14 protein-coding genes and 2 tRNA genes are annotated in these 15,735 nt (G+C 65.4%); 13 read left to right on the plus strand and 3 right to left on the minus strand.

All coding sequences use genetic code 11. The features are described from left to right. Positions 1–33 precede the first annotated feature (33 nt). Entirely contained in the window at positions 34–1,236 is a 1,203-nt protein-coding gene (gene pncB, locus BBA01S_RS15915) for a nicotinate phosphoribosyltransferase (protein WP_027817326.1), read from the minus strand. A gap of 379 nt (positions 1,237–1,615) precedes the next feature. Here pncB and fdxA point away from each other — a divergent pair, with 379 nt between their 5' ends. The 8 genes from fdxA (at position 1,616) to BBA01S_RS15960 (ending at position 5,991) form a co-directional block, all read left to right on the plus strand. Continuing rightward, positions 1,616–1,939: a ferredoxin FdxA gene (gene fdxA, locus BBA01S_RS15925; RefSeq protein WP_027817327.1), complete on the plus strand. Its 324-nt coding sequence runs from the start codon at positions 1,616–1,618 to the stop codon at positions 1,937–1,939. A gap of 171 nt (positions 1,940–2,110) precedes the next feature. Then, positions 2,111–2,186: transfer RNA gene (locus BBA01S_RS15930), tRNA-Asn, on the plus strand. Positions 2,187–2,254: 68 nt separating this feature from the next. Further along, positions 2,255–2,330, plus strand: a tRNA-Asn gene (locus tag BBA01S_RS15935). Between the two features lie 159 nt (positions 2,331–2,489). Beyond that, positions 2,490–2,954, plus strand: a complete 465-nt coding sequence (locus tag BBA01S_RS15940; protein ID WP_407668317.1) for a CreA family protein — start codon at positions 2,490–2,492, stop codon at positions 2,952–2,954. A gap of 40 nt (positions 2,955–2,994) precedes the next feature. Next, the gene (locus BBA01S_RS15945; RefSeq protein ID WP_027817329.1) at positions 2,995–3,849 is read left to right on the plus strand and encodes a helix-turn-helix transcriptional regulator; all 855 of its coding nucleotides are present in this window, start codon (positions 2,995–2,997) and stop codon (positions 3,847–3,849) included. Between the two features lie 159 nt (positions 3,850–4,008). Further along, complete coding sequence (locus tag BBA01S_RS41450; protein WP_042297397.1) at positions 4,009–4,740, plus strand: AzlC family ABC transporter permease; 732 nt, start codon at positions 4,009–4,011, stop codon at positions 4,738–4,740. Next, the gene (locus BBA01S_RS15955) at positions 4,737–5,060 is read left to right on the plus strand and encodes an AzlD domain-containing protein (protein WP_027817330.1); all 324 of its coding nucleotides are present in this window, start codon (positions 4,737–4,739) and stop codon (positions 5,058–5,060) included. Before BBA01S_RS41450 ends, BBA01S_RS15955 begins: the two co-directional genes overlap by 4 nt. A 178-nt stretch (positions 5,061–5,238) precedes the next feature. Beyond that, entirely contained in the window at positions 5,239–5,991 is a 753-nt protein-coding gene (locus BBA01S_RS15960; protein WP_027817331.1) for a DUF4088 domain-containing protein, read from the plus strand. 64 nt (positions 5,992–6,055) lie between these two features. On the opposite strand, the gene BBA01S_RS15965 is transcribed toward BBA01S_RS15960, so the two are convergent. Both BBA01S_RS15965 and BBA01S_RS15970 read right to left on the minus strand, forming a co-directional pair. Continuing rightward, entirely contained in the window at positions 6,056–8,203 is a 2,148-nt protein-coding gene (locus tag BBA01S_RS15965) for an ATP-dependent helicase (RefSeq protein WP_027817332.1), read from the minus strand. A 242-nt stretch (positions 8,204–8,445) separates the two neighbouring features. After that, positions 8,446–8,898, minus strand: coding sequence for a hypothetical protein (locus BBA01S_RS15970; protein WP_027817333.1), 453 nt, complete (start codon positions 8,896–8,898; stop codon positions 8,446–8,448). A 326-nt stretch (positions 8,899–9,224) separates the two neighbouring features. Here BBA01S_RS15970 and BBA01S_RS15975 point away from each other — a divergent pair, with 326 nt between their 5' ends. The 5 genes from BBA01S_RS15975 to fumC all read left to right on the plus strand — a co-directional run bounded on the left by BBA01S_RS15975 (position 9,225) and on the right by fumC (position 15,732). Then, complete coding sequence (locus BBA01S_RS15975) at positions 9,225–9,446, plus strand: RNA-binding S4 domain-containing protein (RefSeq protein WP_027817334.1); 222 nt, start codon at positions 9,225–9,227, stop codon at positions 9,444–9,446. Positions 9,447–9,629: 183 nt separating this feature from the next. Continuing rightward, on the plus strand, positions 9,630–11,048 hold the full coding sequence (locus tag BBA01S_RS15980) for an MATE family efflux transporter (protein WP_027817335.1): 1,419 nt from the start codon (positions 9,630–9,632) through the stop codon (positions 11,046–11,048). A 236-nt stretch (positions 11,049–11,284) separates the two neighbouring features. Beyond that, positions 11,285–12,262: a ketopantoate/pantoate/pantothenate transporter PanS gene (gene panS / locus BBA01S_RS15985; protein ID WP_027817336.1), complete on the plus strand. Its 978-nt coding sequence runs from the start codon at positions 11,285–11,287 to the stop codon at positions 12,260–12,262. Positions 12,263–12,463: 201 nt separating this feature from the next. Next, positions 12,464–14,083, plus strand: coding sequence for a phospholipase D family protein (locus tag BBA01S_RS15990; protein WP_027817337.1), 1,620 nt, complete (start codon positions 12,464–12,466; stop codon positions 14,081–14,083). A 269-nt stretch (positions 14,084–14,352) separates the two neighbouring features. After that, on the plus strand, positions 14,353–15,732 hold the full coding sequence (gene fumC / locus BBA01S_RS15995; RefSeq protein WP_027817338.1) for a class II fumarate hydratase: 1,380 nt from the start codon (positions 14,353–14,355) through the stop codon (positions 15,730–15,732). The last annotated feature ends 3 nt before the right edge of the window (positions 15,733–15,735 follow it).

Genomic DNA, 15,735 nt, shown 5'->3' on the forward strand with positions numbered 1-15,735 from the left:
CGCTTCGTGTTTTAGCGGCTCGGGCGGGACGGATTACTTGCCCGCGCACTCCACTTCCGTGGGCTGCTCGATGCCGAACACTTGACGCAGATACGCGAGGTACGCCTTGTCGTCGCACATGTTCTTGCCCGGCGAATCGGACAGCTTGGCGACCGGCTGGCCGTTGCAGCGAACCATCTTGATGACGATTTGCAGCGGCTGGTAACCGAGGTCGTTGGTCAGGTTGGTGCCCACGCCGAACGCCAGCCGGCAACGGTCGCCGAAACGCTCGTACAGACTAAGCACCTTCGGAATGTCGAGCGCGTCCGAGAAGATCATGGTCTTCGTGCGGCTGTCGACGCGATTGTCCTCGTAGTGCTTGAGCAGACGCTCGCCCCACTCGAACGGGTCGCCCGAATCGTGGCGCGCGCCGTCGAAGAGCTTGCAGAAGTACATGTCGAAGTCGCGCAGGAAGGCCTGCATGCCGTAGACGTCCGACAGCGCAATCCCCAGGTCGCCGCGATACTCCTTCGCCCACATTTCGAAGCCATAGATCTGCGAATCGCGCAGACGCGGCCCGAGCGCCTGGCAGGCCTGCAGGTACTCATGCGCCATCGTCCCGAGCGGCGTGAGATTGTGCTTCATCGCGTAGTACACGTTGCTCGTGCCCGTGAACTGCTCGCCCAGATCTTCCTTGAGCGTGAGGATCACCTCCTCGTGCCAGCGCTTGGAGAAGCGGCGGCGTGTGCCGTAATCGGCGATCTTGCAGTCGGCGAATTCGGGCTTCGCGCCCAGCAGCTCGATCTTGCGACGCAGGCGCTCGCGGCCCTCGTCGTACTGGGGATGGTGCTGCGTGTTGCGGAAGTAGACCTCGTTGACGATCGCCAGCACCGGGATCTCGAAGAGGATCGTGTGCAGCCACGGCCCCTTGATCTCGATATCGATTTCGCCGTTGTTCTTCGGCGAGGGCGTGACCGAAATGTACTTTTCGTTGAGATGGAACAGCGCCAGGAAATCGACGAAATCGCCCTTCACGAAGCGCATCTTGCGCAGATATTCGAGTTCGGGATCGGCGAAGCGCAGGCGGCAGAGCTTGGAGATCTCGCTGCGGATTTCGTCGACATACGGCACGAGATCGACGTCGGGCGTGCGGCAGCGGAAGCGATATTCCACGTTGGCCGCGGGGAAATGATGCAGCACCACCTGCATCATCGTGAATTTGTACAGATCGGTATCGAGCAGCGAAGTAATGACCATGATTGACGAGCCGGACTGCAATCGGAGGGCGCCCACCAGTCTGTTTCGAGCCTGCGCCGCGCCTGATAAGGCATGCAGCGAAGCCGACGGGCGGCGGGCATCTGCGGTGCGCCCATGTTACCCGAATGCGGCATTCCGACGCGGCGATGCACGCACGACCGTGGCGCTCGCATGGATATCGCGCAAGAAATCAGTCGTTCGCGACCTGAGGCGCGACTGATCGGTCGCGCCCATGCGGCACCGCATAAACTAATCACGAAACGATATAAACGGTGCCGCGAGGGTGTGGATGGGGAAATTCCCATTCAGTTACAATACCGCTTTTGGCGCGCCCAACCCAGCGCCATCCCCAATACAAAAGCTTGCAGGAGCTGCCTGAATGACCCACGTTGTGACCGAAAGCTGCATCAAGTGCCGCTATACCGACTGCGTCGATGTGTGCCCGGTGGACTGCTTTCGCGAAGGTCCCAACTTCCTCGCGATCGACCCGGACGAATGCATCGACTGCGCCGTTTGCGTCGCAGAATGCCCGGTGAACGCCATTTACGCTGAAGAAGACGTGCCTGGCGACCAGCAACAGTTCATCGAACTGAACGCCGATCTGGCGAAGAACTGGCCGAGCATCACCAAGACCAAGCCCGCGCTGCCCGAAGCCGAAGAATTCAAGGACGTGAAGGACAAGCTCGCCCTGCTGGCTCGCTAATCGCGCTTTTGACCGCGATCCGTTGAGTCGAGCGAGCCGGCTGGCGCGTTATCAGCGGCTTCGTCATCGCCTTCCCCGAAGTTTTTTTGGCGGGAATGAAAATAAGATGACGAACAGGTGTTGACAGACTGCGCCAGACCCCATAGAATCTCGTTCTCTGCTTTTGTTGATTCCCCGATAGCTCAGTCGGTAGAGCGCCGGACTGTTAATCCGTAGGTCCCTGGTTCGAGCCCAGGTCGGGGAGCCAGAATTTTCAAGAGCCCGTTAATCACAACGGACTTTTTAAAGAAGTTAAAGCTGTAGATGTACTGCTGTTCCCCGATAGCTCAGTCGGTAGAGCGCCGGACTGTTAATCCGTAGGTCCCTGGTTCGAGCCCAGGTCGGGGAGCCAAAATATAAAGCCGTTGCGTTTTTGCGCAACGGCTTTTTTCTTTGGTTTTTTCTTTTGAAGCGGCGAAACAGCTCGCGCTCCTCTCTCCCCACCCTGCCCGATAATATCGCTTCACCATTCTCGGGAATCCGCATGAAATCGACTCGCTACGCCGTCCGGATGCGCCACGCGCTGGCCCTTTGCGCGAGCACGCTCGTGATGAGCGCCGCCCACGCCGAGCAGATCGGCAGCGTGAACACCAATTTCCGCATGACGGGCTCCGACAAAGTCGTCGTCGAGGCCTACGACGATCCGGCCGTGCAAGGCGTGACCTGCTATGTTTCCCGCGCGCGCACCGGAGGCGTGAAAGGCACGCTCGGCATCGCCGAAGATCCGACCGAAGCGTCGATCGCCTGCCGCCAGGTCGGCCCGATCAGCTTCGCCGCCCCGCTCAAGCAGCAAGCCGATGTCTTCAGCGAACGCATGTCGTTCCTCTTCAAGACGCTGCATGTCGTGCGCGTGGTCGACACGAAGCGCAACGCCCTCGTCTACCTGACGTACAGCGACCGCGTCGTGAGCGGCAGCGCGAAGAACAGCGTCACCGCCGTACCGATGCCCACCGGCACGACGATTCCTGTGCGCTAAACTGCAAGGATCCCTGACGGATCCGTGCCGCATTCGCATCATGAGCCGCTTCTCTTTTCGCGATTCCGCCCGCTACTGGCGCTCGCCGCTGTTGCCGGGCGCCGAGTTGCTCACGGCCGAGTATCACGACCACGAATTCACCGCGCACTGGCACGACGCGTATACGATTCCGGTCATCGAGGAAGGCGCTGAATGCTATCGCTACAGCGGCGCGCACCATGTCGCGGAAGCCGGCAGCGTGCCGGTCATCAATCCCGGCGAGCTACACACGGGCGCGCGCGCCGTCGATGAAGGCTGGCGTTATCGCGTCATGTATGTGCCGGTGGACTATCTTCACACGCTCGCGAGCGACATCGCAGGCTGCGCGCAGCCGCTGCCCTGGTTCGACGCCGAGGTGATCCGCGACCTCGATCTCGCCCGCCGCGTCGCACACGCGCACTGCCTGATGGAAGCGCAAGCCGACAATGGCCCGATGGCCGCGCCCGCCGACCTGCTGGCCGCCGAGGACGCGTTGATCGACGCCCTTTCGACGCTCCTCACCCGCTACGCCCGCACGCGCGCCACGCCGCTCGCGAACGCCTCCCACGAACCGCGCGTCGAGGTCATGAAAGCGTTGCTCGCCGCCGATCTCGCCACGCCTCTGCGCGTAGCCGATCTCGCCAGAGCGATCGGCCTGTCGCCGTTTCACGCGACGCGCCTTTTCACCCACGCGACCGGCCTGCCGCCGCACGCCTGGCGCACGCAGTTGCGCCTGCAACGCGCACTCGCGCCGTTGCGCGCCGGGGCATCGGTCGCCGACGTCGCCGCCGCGCAGGGTTTCACCGACCAGAGCCACTTCACGCGCCACTTCCGCCGCATGTTCGGCGTGCCGCCGGGGCGCTGGCAGGCCGCCTGAGCACCTGAGCACAAGCCTCGTTTCGCACCCCGCCGCAAGATCGTACAAGCCACGCACGACGCCGCCGACTAAGCTGGCTCTCCGTATCAGGAGACCAGCTTGACCACGCACCCTCACCGCTTCAAGGAATTCGTCGCCGGCGCGCGCGACACCGTGCCGATGATGGTTGGCGCGGCGCCCTTCGGCGTCATCTTCGGCACGCTCGTCGCTGCGGGGCCGCTAGCGCTCTGGCACGGCCAGCTGATGTCGCTCGCCGTGTTCGCGGGCTCGGCGCAGTTCATCGCGCTCGGGCTGATCGCCTCGCATGCGAGCTTCGCCGTGATCTGGGCGACTACGCTCATCGTCAACCTGCGCCATGTGCTCTATAGCGCGACGCTCGCGCCCTACGTGTCGCACCTGCCGCTGCGCTGGCGTCTTGTACTAGGCGGCCTGCTCACCGACGAGGTGTTCGCCGTCGCCTGGGCCTACTTCCGCCGTCATGCGCCGGGCGACGTTTCACCGTGGCACTTCCTGGGTTCGGGGCTTTCGATGTACCTGAACTGGCAGGTCTGGACGGCGGCCGGGCTGCTGTTCGGCGCGGCGTTTCCAGGCTTGCAGTCGCTCGGGCTGGACTTCGCGATGGTCGCGACCTTTATCGCCATCGTCGTGCCGCAACTCGTGGCCGTGCGCTATCTGGCGGCCGCCGTCACGGCGGGCGCGCTGGCCTTTTTCTGGCAGGCGTGGCCGTACAAGCTCGGGCTGCTCGGCGCGGTGCTCGTGGGCGTGGCGGTCGGTGTCGCACTGTCGCGCCCGCGCAAGCCCCTCGGCGTGGACCATGCCGATGCGCGCAAACCCGCCGAGCCGCCACGCTCGCAGCACAATCCCCACGCCATCGCGGGAGGCCAGCAATGAACTACGTCGTCCTGATCCTCGGCATGGCCGCCATCACGGTGCTCGTGCGCACCGCCGTCTTCGTGCTGGGTGAGCGCCTCGTGTTCCCGCCGCTCGTGCGCACGGCGCTCGGCTTCGTGCCGGTCACGGTGCTCACGGCGATCATCGTGCCGATGGCCGTCTCGCCCCACGGCCAGAACGCCGAATTGAGCTGGCGCAATCCGCAGTTGATCGGCGCACTGGCGGCTATCGTGGTGAGTGCGATCACGAAGCGGCCGCTTCTCACCATCGCGGTCGGGCTGGGCGTGTTCTTTTTCTGGCAAGGCGTGGTGCTGCGCTAGCCCGTGTCCTGATCGTTGCCCCTGGGTTTCCGGCAGGTTTTCGAGCACCTATTCCATCCGCGCCGCTCAAGTTTCGCCCCCATGCGCCGTTAAACCGTCGAGGCCTGCTTTGGCGCCATCTGCTCAAAGCAGGCCAAGCGAATTCAGGCACCGCCAGGAATACACCGGGGCAACCACAATGGGGCACATCACCCTCAATCTCAAGGACGAAACGCTTGCGTCGCTGCGCAAGGATTTCGACGCGTTCCTGCGCGTCTCGCTCAAGCTCGACCCGCAGTTTCTGACGCCGTCGTTTGAGGATTTCCTGCGCGCGAAGCTGCTGGATAACATGACGCCGCTCACCGAGCAGGCAGTGCAGCGCCTGTTGCAGGGCGGCCAGTACGCATGGGCCAAGCGCACGCTCGACAAGGAATTTCCGGAAGTCGTGTCGATCCTGCTGCGACAGGCGGGCGAGTTCGGCTTCGGCTTTGCGTCGCGCCCCGAGTGGACGCCTGACGAGCTGGCCAAGCAGAGCCGCGAATGGGCCGCCGCGATCGTGACCGAGGCGCAAGGCGAAGAAGCGCTGATCGACCCGCTCGCCGCGCAGATCAAGTCGGGCGTGCAGGACATCCAGACGCTGGAAGAGACGATGCAGACGCCCGCCTGGCGGCTCGCGGAATCGCTGCGCCAGCGCGTCTACGAAGCGAAAATCGGCTGCGAACAGGCGAGCGGCAGTCTCGCGCGCGAACGTCTGGGCGAGCTGCGCGGCCTGCTGCGCATGGGCATCACGCACGGCACGTTCCAGAAACAGGAAGCGCAGCAGATCATGGAATATCTGCGCCTGCTCAAGCCGGAAATTTTCGTCGAGGAACCCGACGACGTCTTCACGCGCCTCGCCGCCTGGCTGCGCAACTTCTTCGTGCCGCCGACGCCGAAGAACCAGCCGCGCTAAATGCGCGCAAAGCCGGACGCGGTTTTTGAAACCGCGTCCGCTTCTTAATGGGCTTCTTCGCCCATCATTCCCACATCTTGCGCAGTTTTGCGCCGATCTCGACTTTCGCGCGCGCCGCAGCGGCGAGCCCCGTTGCACTGGGCGCCGTGAGCACGGGCGGTGGCGGCCATGCGGCCGATTCGAATAGCGGCAGCATCTGCGCGCCGATGAAGCGCGTGCGCGACGCCCAGACGTGCCGGTCGCCCGACGCCGCCTGGTTGTGCACATAAAAGCGCTGCGGCACGACGATGTGCAGGTCTTCTTTCGCGCGCGTCATCGCCACGTACAGCAGGCGGCGCTCCTCTTCCAGTTCCTCGTCGCTGCCCGCGCCCAGATCGGACGGAATGCAGCCATCGACGCCGTTGAGCACGAACACGTTGCGCCACTCCTGCCCCTTGGCCGAATGGATGGTCGAGAGAATCAGGTAGTCCTCGTCGAGCAGCGGATCGGCCGATTCGGCGCTGGTGGCATCGGGCGGATCCAGCGTGAGTTCGGTCAGGAAGCGTTCGCGCGAGGCGTAGGTGCTGGCGATGCTTTCCATTTGCAGCAGATCGGCCATACGCACCTGAGCGTCTTCGTGATTGCGCTCCAGGTGCGGCTCATACCAGCGCCGCACGCGCTCGAACTCGCCCGGCCAGGGCGTGGCGCGCGCGCCGAGGTTGTCGATGAGCGCCGTGAACGCGGGCCAGTCCTCGGCGGCGCGCGGCGGCGGCGCGAAAGCGGCGAGCGCCTGCGCTGCGCGATACGCCCCCGTGCAGGCCGCGACCTGGTCGAGCAACCGCCCGGCCGTGGCAGGCCCGACGCCGGGCATCAGCTGCGTCACGCGAAAACCCGCCACGCGATCAAGCGGATTTTCGGCCCAGCGCAGCACGGCCAGCACGTCTTTCACATGCGCGGCATCCAGGAAGCGCAGCCCGCCAAACTTCACGAACGGGATGTTGCGGCGCGCGAGTTCGATTTCGAGCGTCGCGCTATGGTGCGCGGCGCGAAACAGCACCGCCTGCTGCTTGAGCGTCATGCCGCCTTCGCGCGCCTCCAGAATCTGCTCGACGATATAGCGCGCCTGCGTCGCTTCATCGGCGACCGTGACGAGGCGCGGGCGCTGCTGCGAAGCCTTGTCTGTCCAGAGATTCTTGGTGTAACGCTCGGCGGCGGCGTCCATCACCGCATTCGACGCCGCGAGAATTGGCTCGGTCGAGCGATAGTTGCGCTCCAGCGTCACCTGGCGCGCGGGCGGATCGAAATGCGCGGGGAAATCGAGGATGTTGCGTACCGTTGCACCCCGGAACGAGTAAATTGCCTGCGCATCGTCGCCCACGACGGTGAGCCCGCGCCCGTCCGGCTTGAGCGCGAGAAGAATCGAGGCCTGCAGGCGATTGGTGTCCTGATATTCGTCGACGAGGATGTGATCGAAGCGCGAGGCAAGATCAGCGGCGATAGCCGGTTCTGCCGACATATGCGCCCAATATAACAACAGGTCGTCGTAATCGAGCACGTTCTGCTTCTGTTTGGCCTCCGTATAGGACGCGAACAGCGCACGCAGTTGCGGCTCCCATTCAAGACACCACGAGAACGAGCGCGCCAGCACGTTGCCAAGCGAATCGCCCGTATTCACTACGCGCGAGTAGATCGCCAGACACGTCGATTTAGCCGGAAATCGCTTCTCTTTCGCCGACAATCCCAGCTCATGGCGTACGAGGTTCATCAGGTCGGCGGAATCCTCGCGGTCGTTGATCGTGAACGCGGGCGACAGGCCGATCTGCTCGGCGTATTCGCGCAGCAGGCGTGCGCCCACGCCGTGGAACGTGCCCGCCCACGTCAGCCCTTGCGCCAGGGTCGCGGCCACGCCCGAAACGTTGGCCGCGATGCGCGCGACCCGCCGCGTCATTTCCTGCGCCGCGCGGCGCGAGAACGTTAGCAGCAGGATGCGGTGCGGATCAGCGCCGTTGACGAGCAGATGGGCGACGCGATGCGCCAGCGTGTTGGTCTTGCCCGAGCCGGCTCCGGCAATCACGAGCAGCGGTTCCGGCAGCGTCGCGCCCGGCGCAAAGGACTGCGGCCCGCCATGCTCGACGGCGGCACGCTGGGCGTCGTTGAGCTTCGCGAGATAAGCCGCCACGTCGGGCAGGCCCGCATCGGCTTGGGGGGAATCGGCAAGAGAGACGGTGGACACGGCGGCGGGCGACGGAGAGTAGGAGCGCGTCCGATATGACGCGGCGACGCATACTGTATATCCATACACCTCACGCCCGCAAGCGCCGATCTTGCAGTGATCTGGCGATATTTATAGGCGAACGTCGTGCGACGCGCTTCGAGCGTGCGCCGTGCGTGCAGCAAAAAAGCGGCGGCGCCCGGTTCCGGACGCCGCCGCTCCACGCTCCTGAGAGCGTCCTGCTGCGAGACTTTTATCGATTCTTACGGCTGCGTCGGGCCGCCCTGCTGCTGGGCCGACTGACCGCTCATCTGATCCTTCATCTCCGAGTCATTGGCCTGACGGTCGGCCTTGCGATTGATCTTCGCGTCCTTGACCTGCGACTTGTACTGCGACTTGGCCTGCTTCTTCGCATCCTTGTACTCCGCGTTCGCCGACTTTTTGGCGCTGCGGTATTCCGCGCTGGCCTGGGCGTTGGCGTCGCGCTTTTGCACCAGCGGGTCGGTCGAGGTCGGCGCGGTCAGGTTTTGCGGAGCGGGCGCGGGTTGGGCGACGCCTGCCGCCGCGGGTGCCTGGCTCGGTGCCTGGCTCGGTGCGGTGGCCGGCGCCATCGTCGGGGCAGCCGACGGCGCTTCAGTCTGGGCGAACGCGCCTTGCGCGAACAGCGCGGCAGTGGCGAGAGCAGTACCGGTAAGCAGCTTGCGAATCTGAGTCATGGCATATCCTCTTTGCAGTAGTTCCGGGAGCGGGTTCGCAACAGGCATGCCTGTCGCGGCGCGCTCCCGCTCGATGAATCTGCCTCGCTTGATTCGTGTACGCGATGCCCTGCGTATCGTGTTCGGGAGGCAGTTCGCTCGGCTGGGGTAAATCCATTTTTGTCTGAGGATGCCTGCGAAGTCCCGCAACGTTACTCAACGTTTCACTTTCTGACGATTTCATAACATCTGGCCCCCAGATGTATCCGGCGCCCATGAGCCGGTGATCGCTTATCATGCTCACCCTTCGCGCACCCACGTGGCGCGCTCCTGATTCCCGATTTGCCATGCCCAATCTCGATTTCACCCTGACCGGCGACTACGTCGAACTGCACAACCTCCTCAAGATCACAGGCCTTGCCGACAGCGGCGGCTCGGCCAAAGTGATCGTCGCGTCCGGCGCGGTCAAGGTCGACGGCGAAGTCGAACTGCGCAAGACCTGCAAGATCCGCGCGGGCCAGTCGGTGCTGCTCGGCGACACGCGCATCGCGATACACGAAGCGCAGTAGCGCTCGCTGGCGTACGGGCTGCGCAAGCCGAAAGACGAAAAGTTTCCGAAAGCAAATGCACCATATAGGTGCTTTTTCGCCAAAAGAAGCGTAATCTCGTCTTTTGCTTCCAACTCCACACGTACGCGAGCAACACCCCAACACAGGACACGCGGCGCGATTCTTCGCGCCGCGTCTGCTTTCATGACCCGATCGACCGCCTCCCCGCGCGCTCAAGACCCTCGCCGCGCCATTGCCCCGCCCTCCCTGCGCCGCCACGCCGCCGACACCGCGCGCCTTGCCGCGCCGCTCGCGATCGCCCAGCTTTCGCAGATGGCCATGAGCGTGACCGACACGGTGCTGCTCGGCTCGCTGGGCGCGGGTGCGCTTGCGGCCGGCGGCCTCGGCGCGAATCTGTTTTTTGTGGTGGTGACCGTGCTGCAAGGCGTGCTGACCTCGGTGAGCGTGAGCGTCGCGCAGGCGCGCGGCGCGGACGACCTGCATCGCGTGCCGCACATCTACTGGACTGGCTTCGCGCTCTCACTCCTGCTGGCCGTGCCCGCGTTCGTGCTGCTGTCGTTCGCCGGGCCGGTGCTGCTCGCGCTCGGCGAGCCGGCCGTGCTCGCGCACCAGGTCGGCGAATATGCTGGCGTGCTGCGCTGGGGCGCGCCCGCCAGCCTGATCGGCGTGGGACTGATGCGCTCGTTCCTGCCTGCCATCGGCGCGGCCAGGCGGCTGCTCTGGGTGTCGATCGGCAGCGTGTTCTTCAACGGCTTCCTCAACTACGGCCTGATTCATGGCGCGTGGGGCTTGCCGCATCTGGGCTTTCTCGGCTCGGCGGCAGCCACGTCGATCACCATCTGGCTGACCACGCTGCTGCTGATGGCGCTGCTCCACCTGCGGCCCTCGCATCAGCATTTCGTGGTCGCGCGCCGTCCTACCGCGCCGCTCATGGGCGAGCTGTTCACGATCGGCTGGCCCGTCGCGATCACCTTCGCCGTCGAGGCGACGCTCTTTCTCGCCACCGGCATCGTCATGGGGCTGCTCGGCTCGACGCCGCTGGCCGCGCACCAGATCGCGCTGAACGTGGCGTCGGTGATGTTCATGGTGCCGCTGTCGATCGGCCAGGCGGCCAACGTGCGCGTGGGCTACTGGATCGGCGCGGGCCAGCCGGGCGCGGCGCGCCATGCGGGTTTCGTCGCGCTGGCGCTGGGCGTGGGCTTCATGACGCTGTCGGCGCTCGTGATGGTGCTAGCGCCGCACTGGATCGTCGGCCTCTATCTGCATCTGGACGATCCCGCCAATGCGCAGACCGTCGCGCTCGCGGCCTCGCTGCTGGGCGTCGCGGCGATCTTCCAGATCGTCGACGGCATGCAGACGGTCGGCTCTGGCTGCCTGCGCGGACTGAAGGACACACGCATTCCGATGCTGGCCGCGACGCTCGGCTACTGGGGCATCGGATTTCCGTTCGGTTATGCGCTGGCATTCCACTTCGGGCTGGGTGCGCTCGGTTTGTGGTGGGGGCTTGCGGCCGGGCTCGCAAGCGTGGCCGTGCTCATGACCTGGCGCTTCCACCACATCAGCCGCCGCGTGCAACGCGAGGCGGCCGCGCATACCCGCTGAAAAGCCGGCTGAAGCAGCTTCGGCACCCCGTCGGGGGGCGTCCTGACGCCTGAGCGCGAGCGGTTAAAATACGCGGCTGGCCATGCACGGCTATCACCATCGCCGTGCATGGCCAGCCGTCCCACGAGGGCGCAAACCCACGCAGCAGCGCCGCGCATGACCTGCTCCGCCGCCTGCTTCGCCCCAACCCCGGCCCCAGCCCGATCCGCCCTCTTTCCCGGACTCTCACCCGCCCCATGCTCGCCCCGATCACCCGACTGTTCCCGCTCTGGGCCGTCCTCGTTTCGCTGTTCGCCTACTTCAATCCGGGTACCGTCGCACCTGTCACGCCGCATGTGACGACGCTGCTCACGATCATCATGCTGGCGATGGGCGTGACGCTCTCGTTCGCCGATTTCCAGCGCGTCTTCACGCGCCCCGCGCCCGTGCTGGCCGGCATCGTGCTGCACTACCTGGTCATGCCGCTGGCCGCCTGGGGCATCGCCCACGCACTGCACATGGGCCCCGACCTCACCGCAGGCATGGTGCTGGTCGGCAGCGTGGCGAGCGGCACGGCGTCGAACGTCATGATCTATCTGGCGCGCGGCGACGTGGCGCTGTCGGTGACGATCAGCGCGCTGTCGACGCTCGTGGGCGTATTCGCGACGCCGCTGCTCACGCGTCTCTACGTGGACGCCTCGATCGTCGTCGACGTGCACGGCATGCTCATGAGCATCCTGCAGATCGTCGCGTTGCCGATCGTCGTCGGCCTGATCGTCAACCGCCTGGCCAGCGGCCTCGTGCGACGCGTCGAGCCGGTGCTGCCGCTCGTGTCGATGGTGTCGATCCTCGCGATCATCGCCGCCGTGGTGGGCGGCACGCACGCGAGCATCGCCACGGTCGGGCCAGTCGTGGCGCTCGGCGTCGTGCTGCATAACGGTATCGGCCTGCTGGGCGGCTACTGGGGCGGCCGCCTGCTTGGCTTCGACGAATCCGTGTGCCGCACGCTCGCCATCGAAGTGGGTATGCAGAACTCGGGCCTCGCGGCGACGCTCGGCAAGCTCTACTTTTCGCCGCTCGCGGCTTTGCCCGGCGCGCTGTTCTCGGTGTGGCACAACCTGTCGGGATCGCTTCTTGCAGGCTACTGGGCCGGCAAGCCCGCACGCGGCAGCGAACGCGACGCCGACGAAGCGCGAGCCGGCGCGTCGTCCACGTCGTCCAGCCAGCGCGGCTAGGCGTTCGACCTGGCGATCACGTTGCGCCGCTTGCCGATAGAATCGTTCAACGACGGCGCAACGTAAGCGAACCACGCGGATTACCTGCCCGGCCAGGGCAGGCAGGGGAACGCCCGGCGCCCAACGCTCAGGAGAATCCGCTTGCTCGCCCCCAACGTTGCGAACGCATGCGCCCGGCTGTCAGGTTCGCGGCGCGCCCACCTGACCCTGCCCGCGTTCTTGCGCACCGTACTTGGCGTCACGCTCGTCACCCTTGTCGCGGCCTGCGCCACGCGCCCGCCCGCGACCGCTTACCCACGCCAGACCACCTCCGCCCTGCCCGCCTCCGATGCTGGCGCGACGGCGCTCGGCAGCGCGCTCGCCGCCCCCGAAGCCGCGCATCCGGGCGCATCGGGCTTCCGTCTGCTCGCCACCGGCACCGACTCCCTGCAGATGCGCGTCGCGCTCGCACGCGCGGCGACGAAGACGCTCGACATGCAGTACTACATCGCCAACGAGGACACGACCGGCAAGCTGCTGCTGGGCTCCGCGCTCTACGCGGCCGATCGCGGCGTGCGCGTACGCATGCTCGTGGACGATCTGAACTTCCACGACATCGACCGCCTGATGGCCGCGCTCAACAGCCATCCGAACATCCAGATCCGCGTGTTCAATCCGTACGGCAGCACGAGCGAGTCGATGTACCTGCGCACGCGCAACTTCTTCTCGAACGTCGACCAGTTCACGCGCCGCATGCACAACAAGTCGACGATCGTGGACAACGAACTCGTGATCGTGGGCGGGCGCAACCTGGGCGACGAATACTTCAGCGCGAGCCCGACGCTGCAGTTCCGCGACCTCGACGTGCTGGGCGCGGGGCCGGTCGCGGCGAGTGTGTCGGCAAGCTTCGACGAATACTGGAACAGCAGCGTCTCGTATCCGCTGGCCGTGCTCAATCATCAGCAGTTCGACGCGCACGATCTCGACAATGCGCGCGACGACCTGCGCAAGCACTGGCGCGACACCGCCGATCCCTACAACGCGAAGCCGCTCAACGCCACACCGCTTGCGCAGCAGATCACGCGCAACGAGCTGGGTCTCGTCTGGGCCAAATGGCAGTTCGTAGCCGATTCGCCGGGCAAGATCGGCGGCGCCGAGCAAGGTGAGCTAGGCGACGCGATGCGCGCACTGCTTGAGCGCATTCGCACGGCAAAGAGCAGCGTGCTGGTGTTCTCGCCGTACTTCGTGCCGCACGACGCGGGCGTGCAGGAGCTAAGCAAGCTCACCGCGCGCGGCGTGCACGTGGCGATCCTGACGAATTCGCTCGCGGCCACCGATGCCGTCGCCGTGCAGGCCGGCTACAGCCCGTATCGCGTGCCGCTGCTCAAGGCCGGCGTCGAGCTTTACGAGTTCAAGCCGATCCAGCCCGAGGGCCCGGAGTCGCGGCGCTTCGGCATCGTGGGATCGCGCTCGCGGGCAAGCCTGCACGCGAAGGCCTATGTGATCGACGACAGCACGCTCGTGATCGGCTCGCTCAACCTCGATCCACGTTCCGCGCGCCTGAACACGGAACTCGCGCTGACGATCGAAAGCCAGCCAATCGCGCACGAAGTGACCGGGTATTTCGCGCATGCGACTGCGCCGGCCATCAGCTATCGCGTCACGCTCGCGACGCCCGAGCAGCTTGCGCAACAGCGCGGCACCGCGACCAGCTCGCCGCTCATCTGGACTGACGAGGAAAACGGCATGATCCGCACCTACAACCTCGATCCTGGTGCGGGTTTTTACCGGAATCTGCTAACCGGGCTATTCTTGCTGTTGCCGGTCGACAGCCAGCTGTGAAATTGCGCGACGTTTGCGTCGCGCGAGGTGTTCGCGAGCAGCGCAGCCTTCGACCGAGGCAACCCGCAAGTCCGCCGTTTAGCCAGATCTCGCTCAGGCGTGCCGTCCGTCACGGACGCTCGCGCAGGCGCCGCTTCGCTGCGCCGCCGCCCAGCCACCCCGCGGACCCGACCCGTCACATGCGGCGCCGCGCCGATACACCGGCGCCGCTTTCACATCGGAGTGTCAACATGACCGCCAGCACAGAAAGCCACAACGCGAACGTCCGCATGGAGCGCGACACGTTCGGCGAAATCGCCGTTCCGGCCGCCCAGCTATGGGGCGCGCAGACGCAGCGTTCCTTGCAGAACTTCCGCATCTCGACCGAAAAGCAGTCGCCCGAACTGATCACCGCGCTCGCGTGGATCAAGCGCGCCGCCGCCGAGGTGAACCAGCAGCTCGGCGTGCTCGACGAGGCCAAGGCGCATGCGATCGTGCAGGCCGCCGACGAAATCGTCGCGGGCAAGCATGCGGGCGAATTCCCGCTCGCGGTCTGGCAGACCGGCTCGGGCACGCAGACCAACATGAACCTCAACGAGGTGATCGCCAATCGCGCGAGCGAGATTCTGGGCGGCGAGCGCGGCGAGTCGCGCAAGATCCACCCGAACGACGACGTGAATCGCGGCCAGTCGTCCAACGACGTGTTCCCGACGGCGATGCACGTCGCGGCGGCCGTCGCCATCGTCAAGCATCTGCTGCCCGCGCTGAAAACGCTGCGCGACACGCTGGCGGACAAGTCGAAGCAGTTCGCCGATATCGTCAAGATCGGCCGCACGCACTTGCAGGACGCCACGCCGCTCACGCTCGGCCAGGAGTTTTCGGGCTATGTCGCGCAGCTCGATCACGGCATCAAGCATGTGGAGTCGGCGCTGCCGCATCTCTACGAACTCGCACAGGGCGGCACGGCGGTGGGCACGGGCCTGAACGCGCATCCGCAGTTCGCGCAGAAAGTAGCCGAGACCATCGCGAAGCTCACGGGCGTGCCCTTCGTCACCGCGCCCAACAAGTTCGAAGTGATGGCCGCCGCCGATGCGCTGGTATTCGCGCACGGCGCGCTCAAGACCGTCGCCGCAAGCCTCATGAAGATCGCCAACGACGTGCGCTGGCTCGCGAGCGGCCCGCGCTGCGGCCTGGGCGAACTGTCGATCCCCGAGAACGAGCCGGGCAGCTCGATCATGCCGGGCAAGGTCAACCCGACGCAGTCCGAAGCCGTGACGATGCTGTGCTGCCAGGTGTTCGGCAACGATGTGGCCGTGAATATCGGCGGCGCGAGCGGCAACTTCGAACTCAACGTGTTCCGCCCGATGATCGCGCACAACGTGCTGCAATCGGTTCGCCTGCTCGCGGACGGCGCGCTCTCGTTCAACGATCACTGCGCCGTGGGCATCGAGCCCAATCGTTCGCGCATCGACACGCTGCTCAACGAATCGCTGATGCTGGTGACGGCGCTCAATCCGCACATCGGCTACGACAAGGCCGCGCAGATCGCCAAGAAGGCGCACAAGGAAGGCACGACGCTCAAGGCGGCGGCGCTTGCGCTGGGCCACGTGACGGAACAGCAGTTCGACGAATGGGTGAAGCCCGGCGAGATGGTTGGGAACTCGAAGTAATTT

The sequence above is a fragment of the Paraburkholderia bannensis NBRC 103871 genome, from assembly GCF_000685015.1.
Lineage (GTDB): Bacteria > Pseudomonadota > Gammaproteobacteria > Burkholderiales > Burkholderiaceae > Paraburkholderia > Paraburkholderia bannensis.

Coding starts and splice junctions, on each gene's coding strand:
- panS (WP_027817336.1), top strand. CDS start 11,285: ATGCTCGCCCCGATCACCCGACTGTTCCCGCTCTGGGCCGTCCTCGTT.
- pncB (WP_027817326.1), bottom strand. CDS start 1,236: ATGGTCATTACTTCGCTGCTCGATACCGATCTGTACAAATTCACGATG.
- BBA01S_RS15980 (WP_027817335.1), top strand. CDS start 9,630: ATGACCCGATCGACCGCCTCCCCGCGCGCTCAAGACCCTCGCCGCGCC.
- BBA01S_RS15970 (WP_027817333.1), bottom strand. CDS start 8,898: ATGACTCAGATTCGCAAGCTGCTTACCGGTACTGCTCTCGCCACTGCC.
- BBA01S_RS15940 (WP_407668317.1), top strand. CDS start 2,490: ATGCGCCACGCGCTGGCCCTTTGCGCGAGCACGCTCGTGATGAGCGCC.
- fdxA (WP_027817327.1), top strand. CDS start 1,616: ATGACCCACGTTGTGACCGAAAGCTGCATCAAGTGCCGCTATACCGAC.
- BBA01S_RS15945 (WP_027817329.1), top strand. CDS start 2,995: ATGAGCCGCTTCTCTTTTCGCGATTCCGCCCGCTACTGGCGCTCGCCG.
- BBA01S_RS15975 (WP_027817334.1), top strand. CDS start 9,225: ATGCCCAATCTCGATTTCACCCTGACCGGCGACTACGTCGAACTGCAC.
- BBA01S_RS41450 (WP_042297397.1), top strand. CDS start 4,009: ATGATGGTTGGCGCGGCGCCCTTCGGCGTCATCTTCGGCACGCTCGTC.
- BBA01S_RS15955 (WP_027817330.1), top strand. CDS start 4,737: ATGAACTACGTCGTCCTGATCCTCGGCATGGCCGCCATCACGGTGCTC.
- BBA01S_RS15960 (WP_027817331.1), top strand. CDS start 5,239: ATGGGGCACATCACCCTCAATCTCAAGGACGAAACGCTTGCGTCGCTG.
- fumC (WP_027817338.1), top strand. CDS start 14,353: ATGGAGCGCGACACGTTCGGCGAAATCGCCGTTCCGGCCGCCCAGCTA.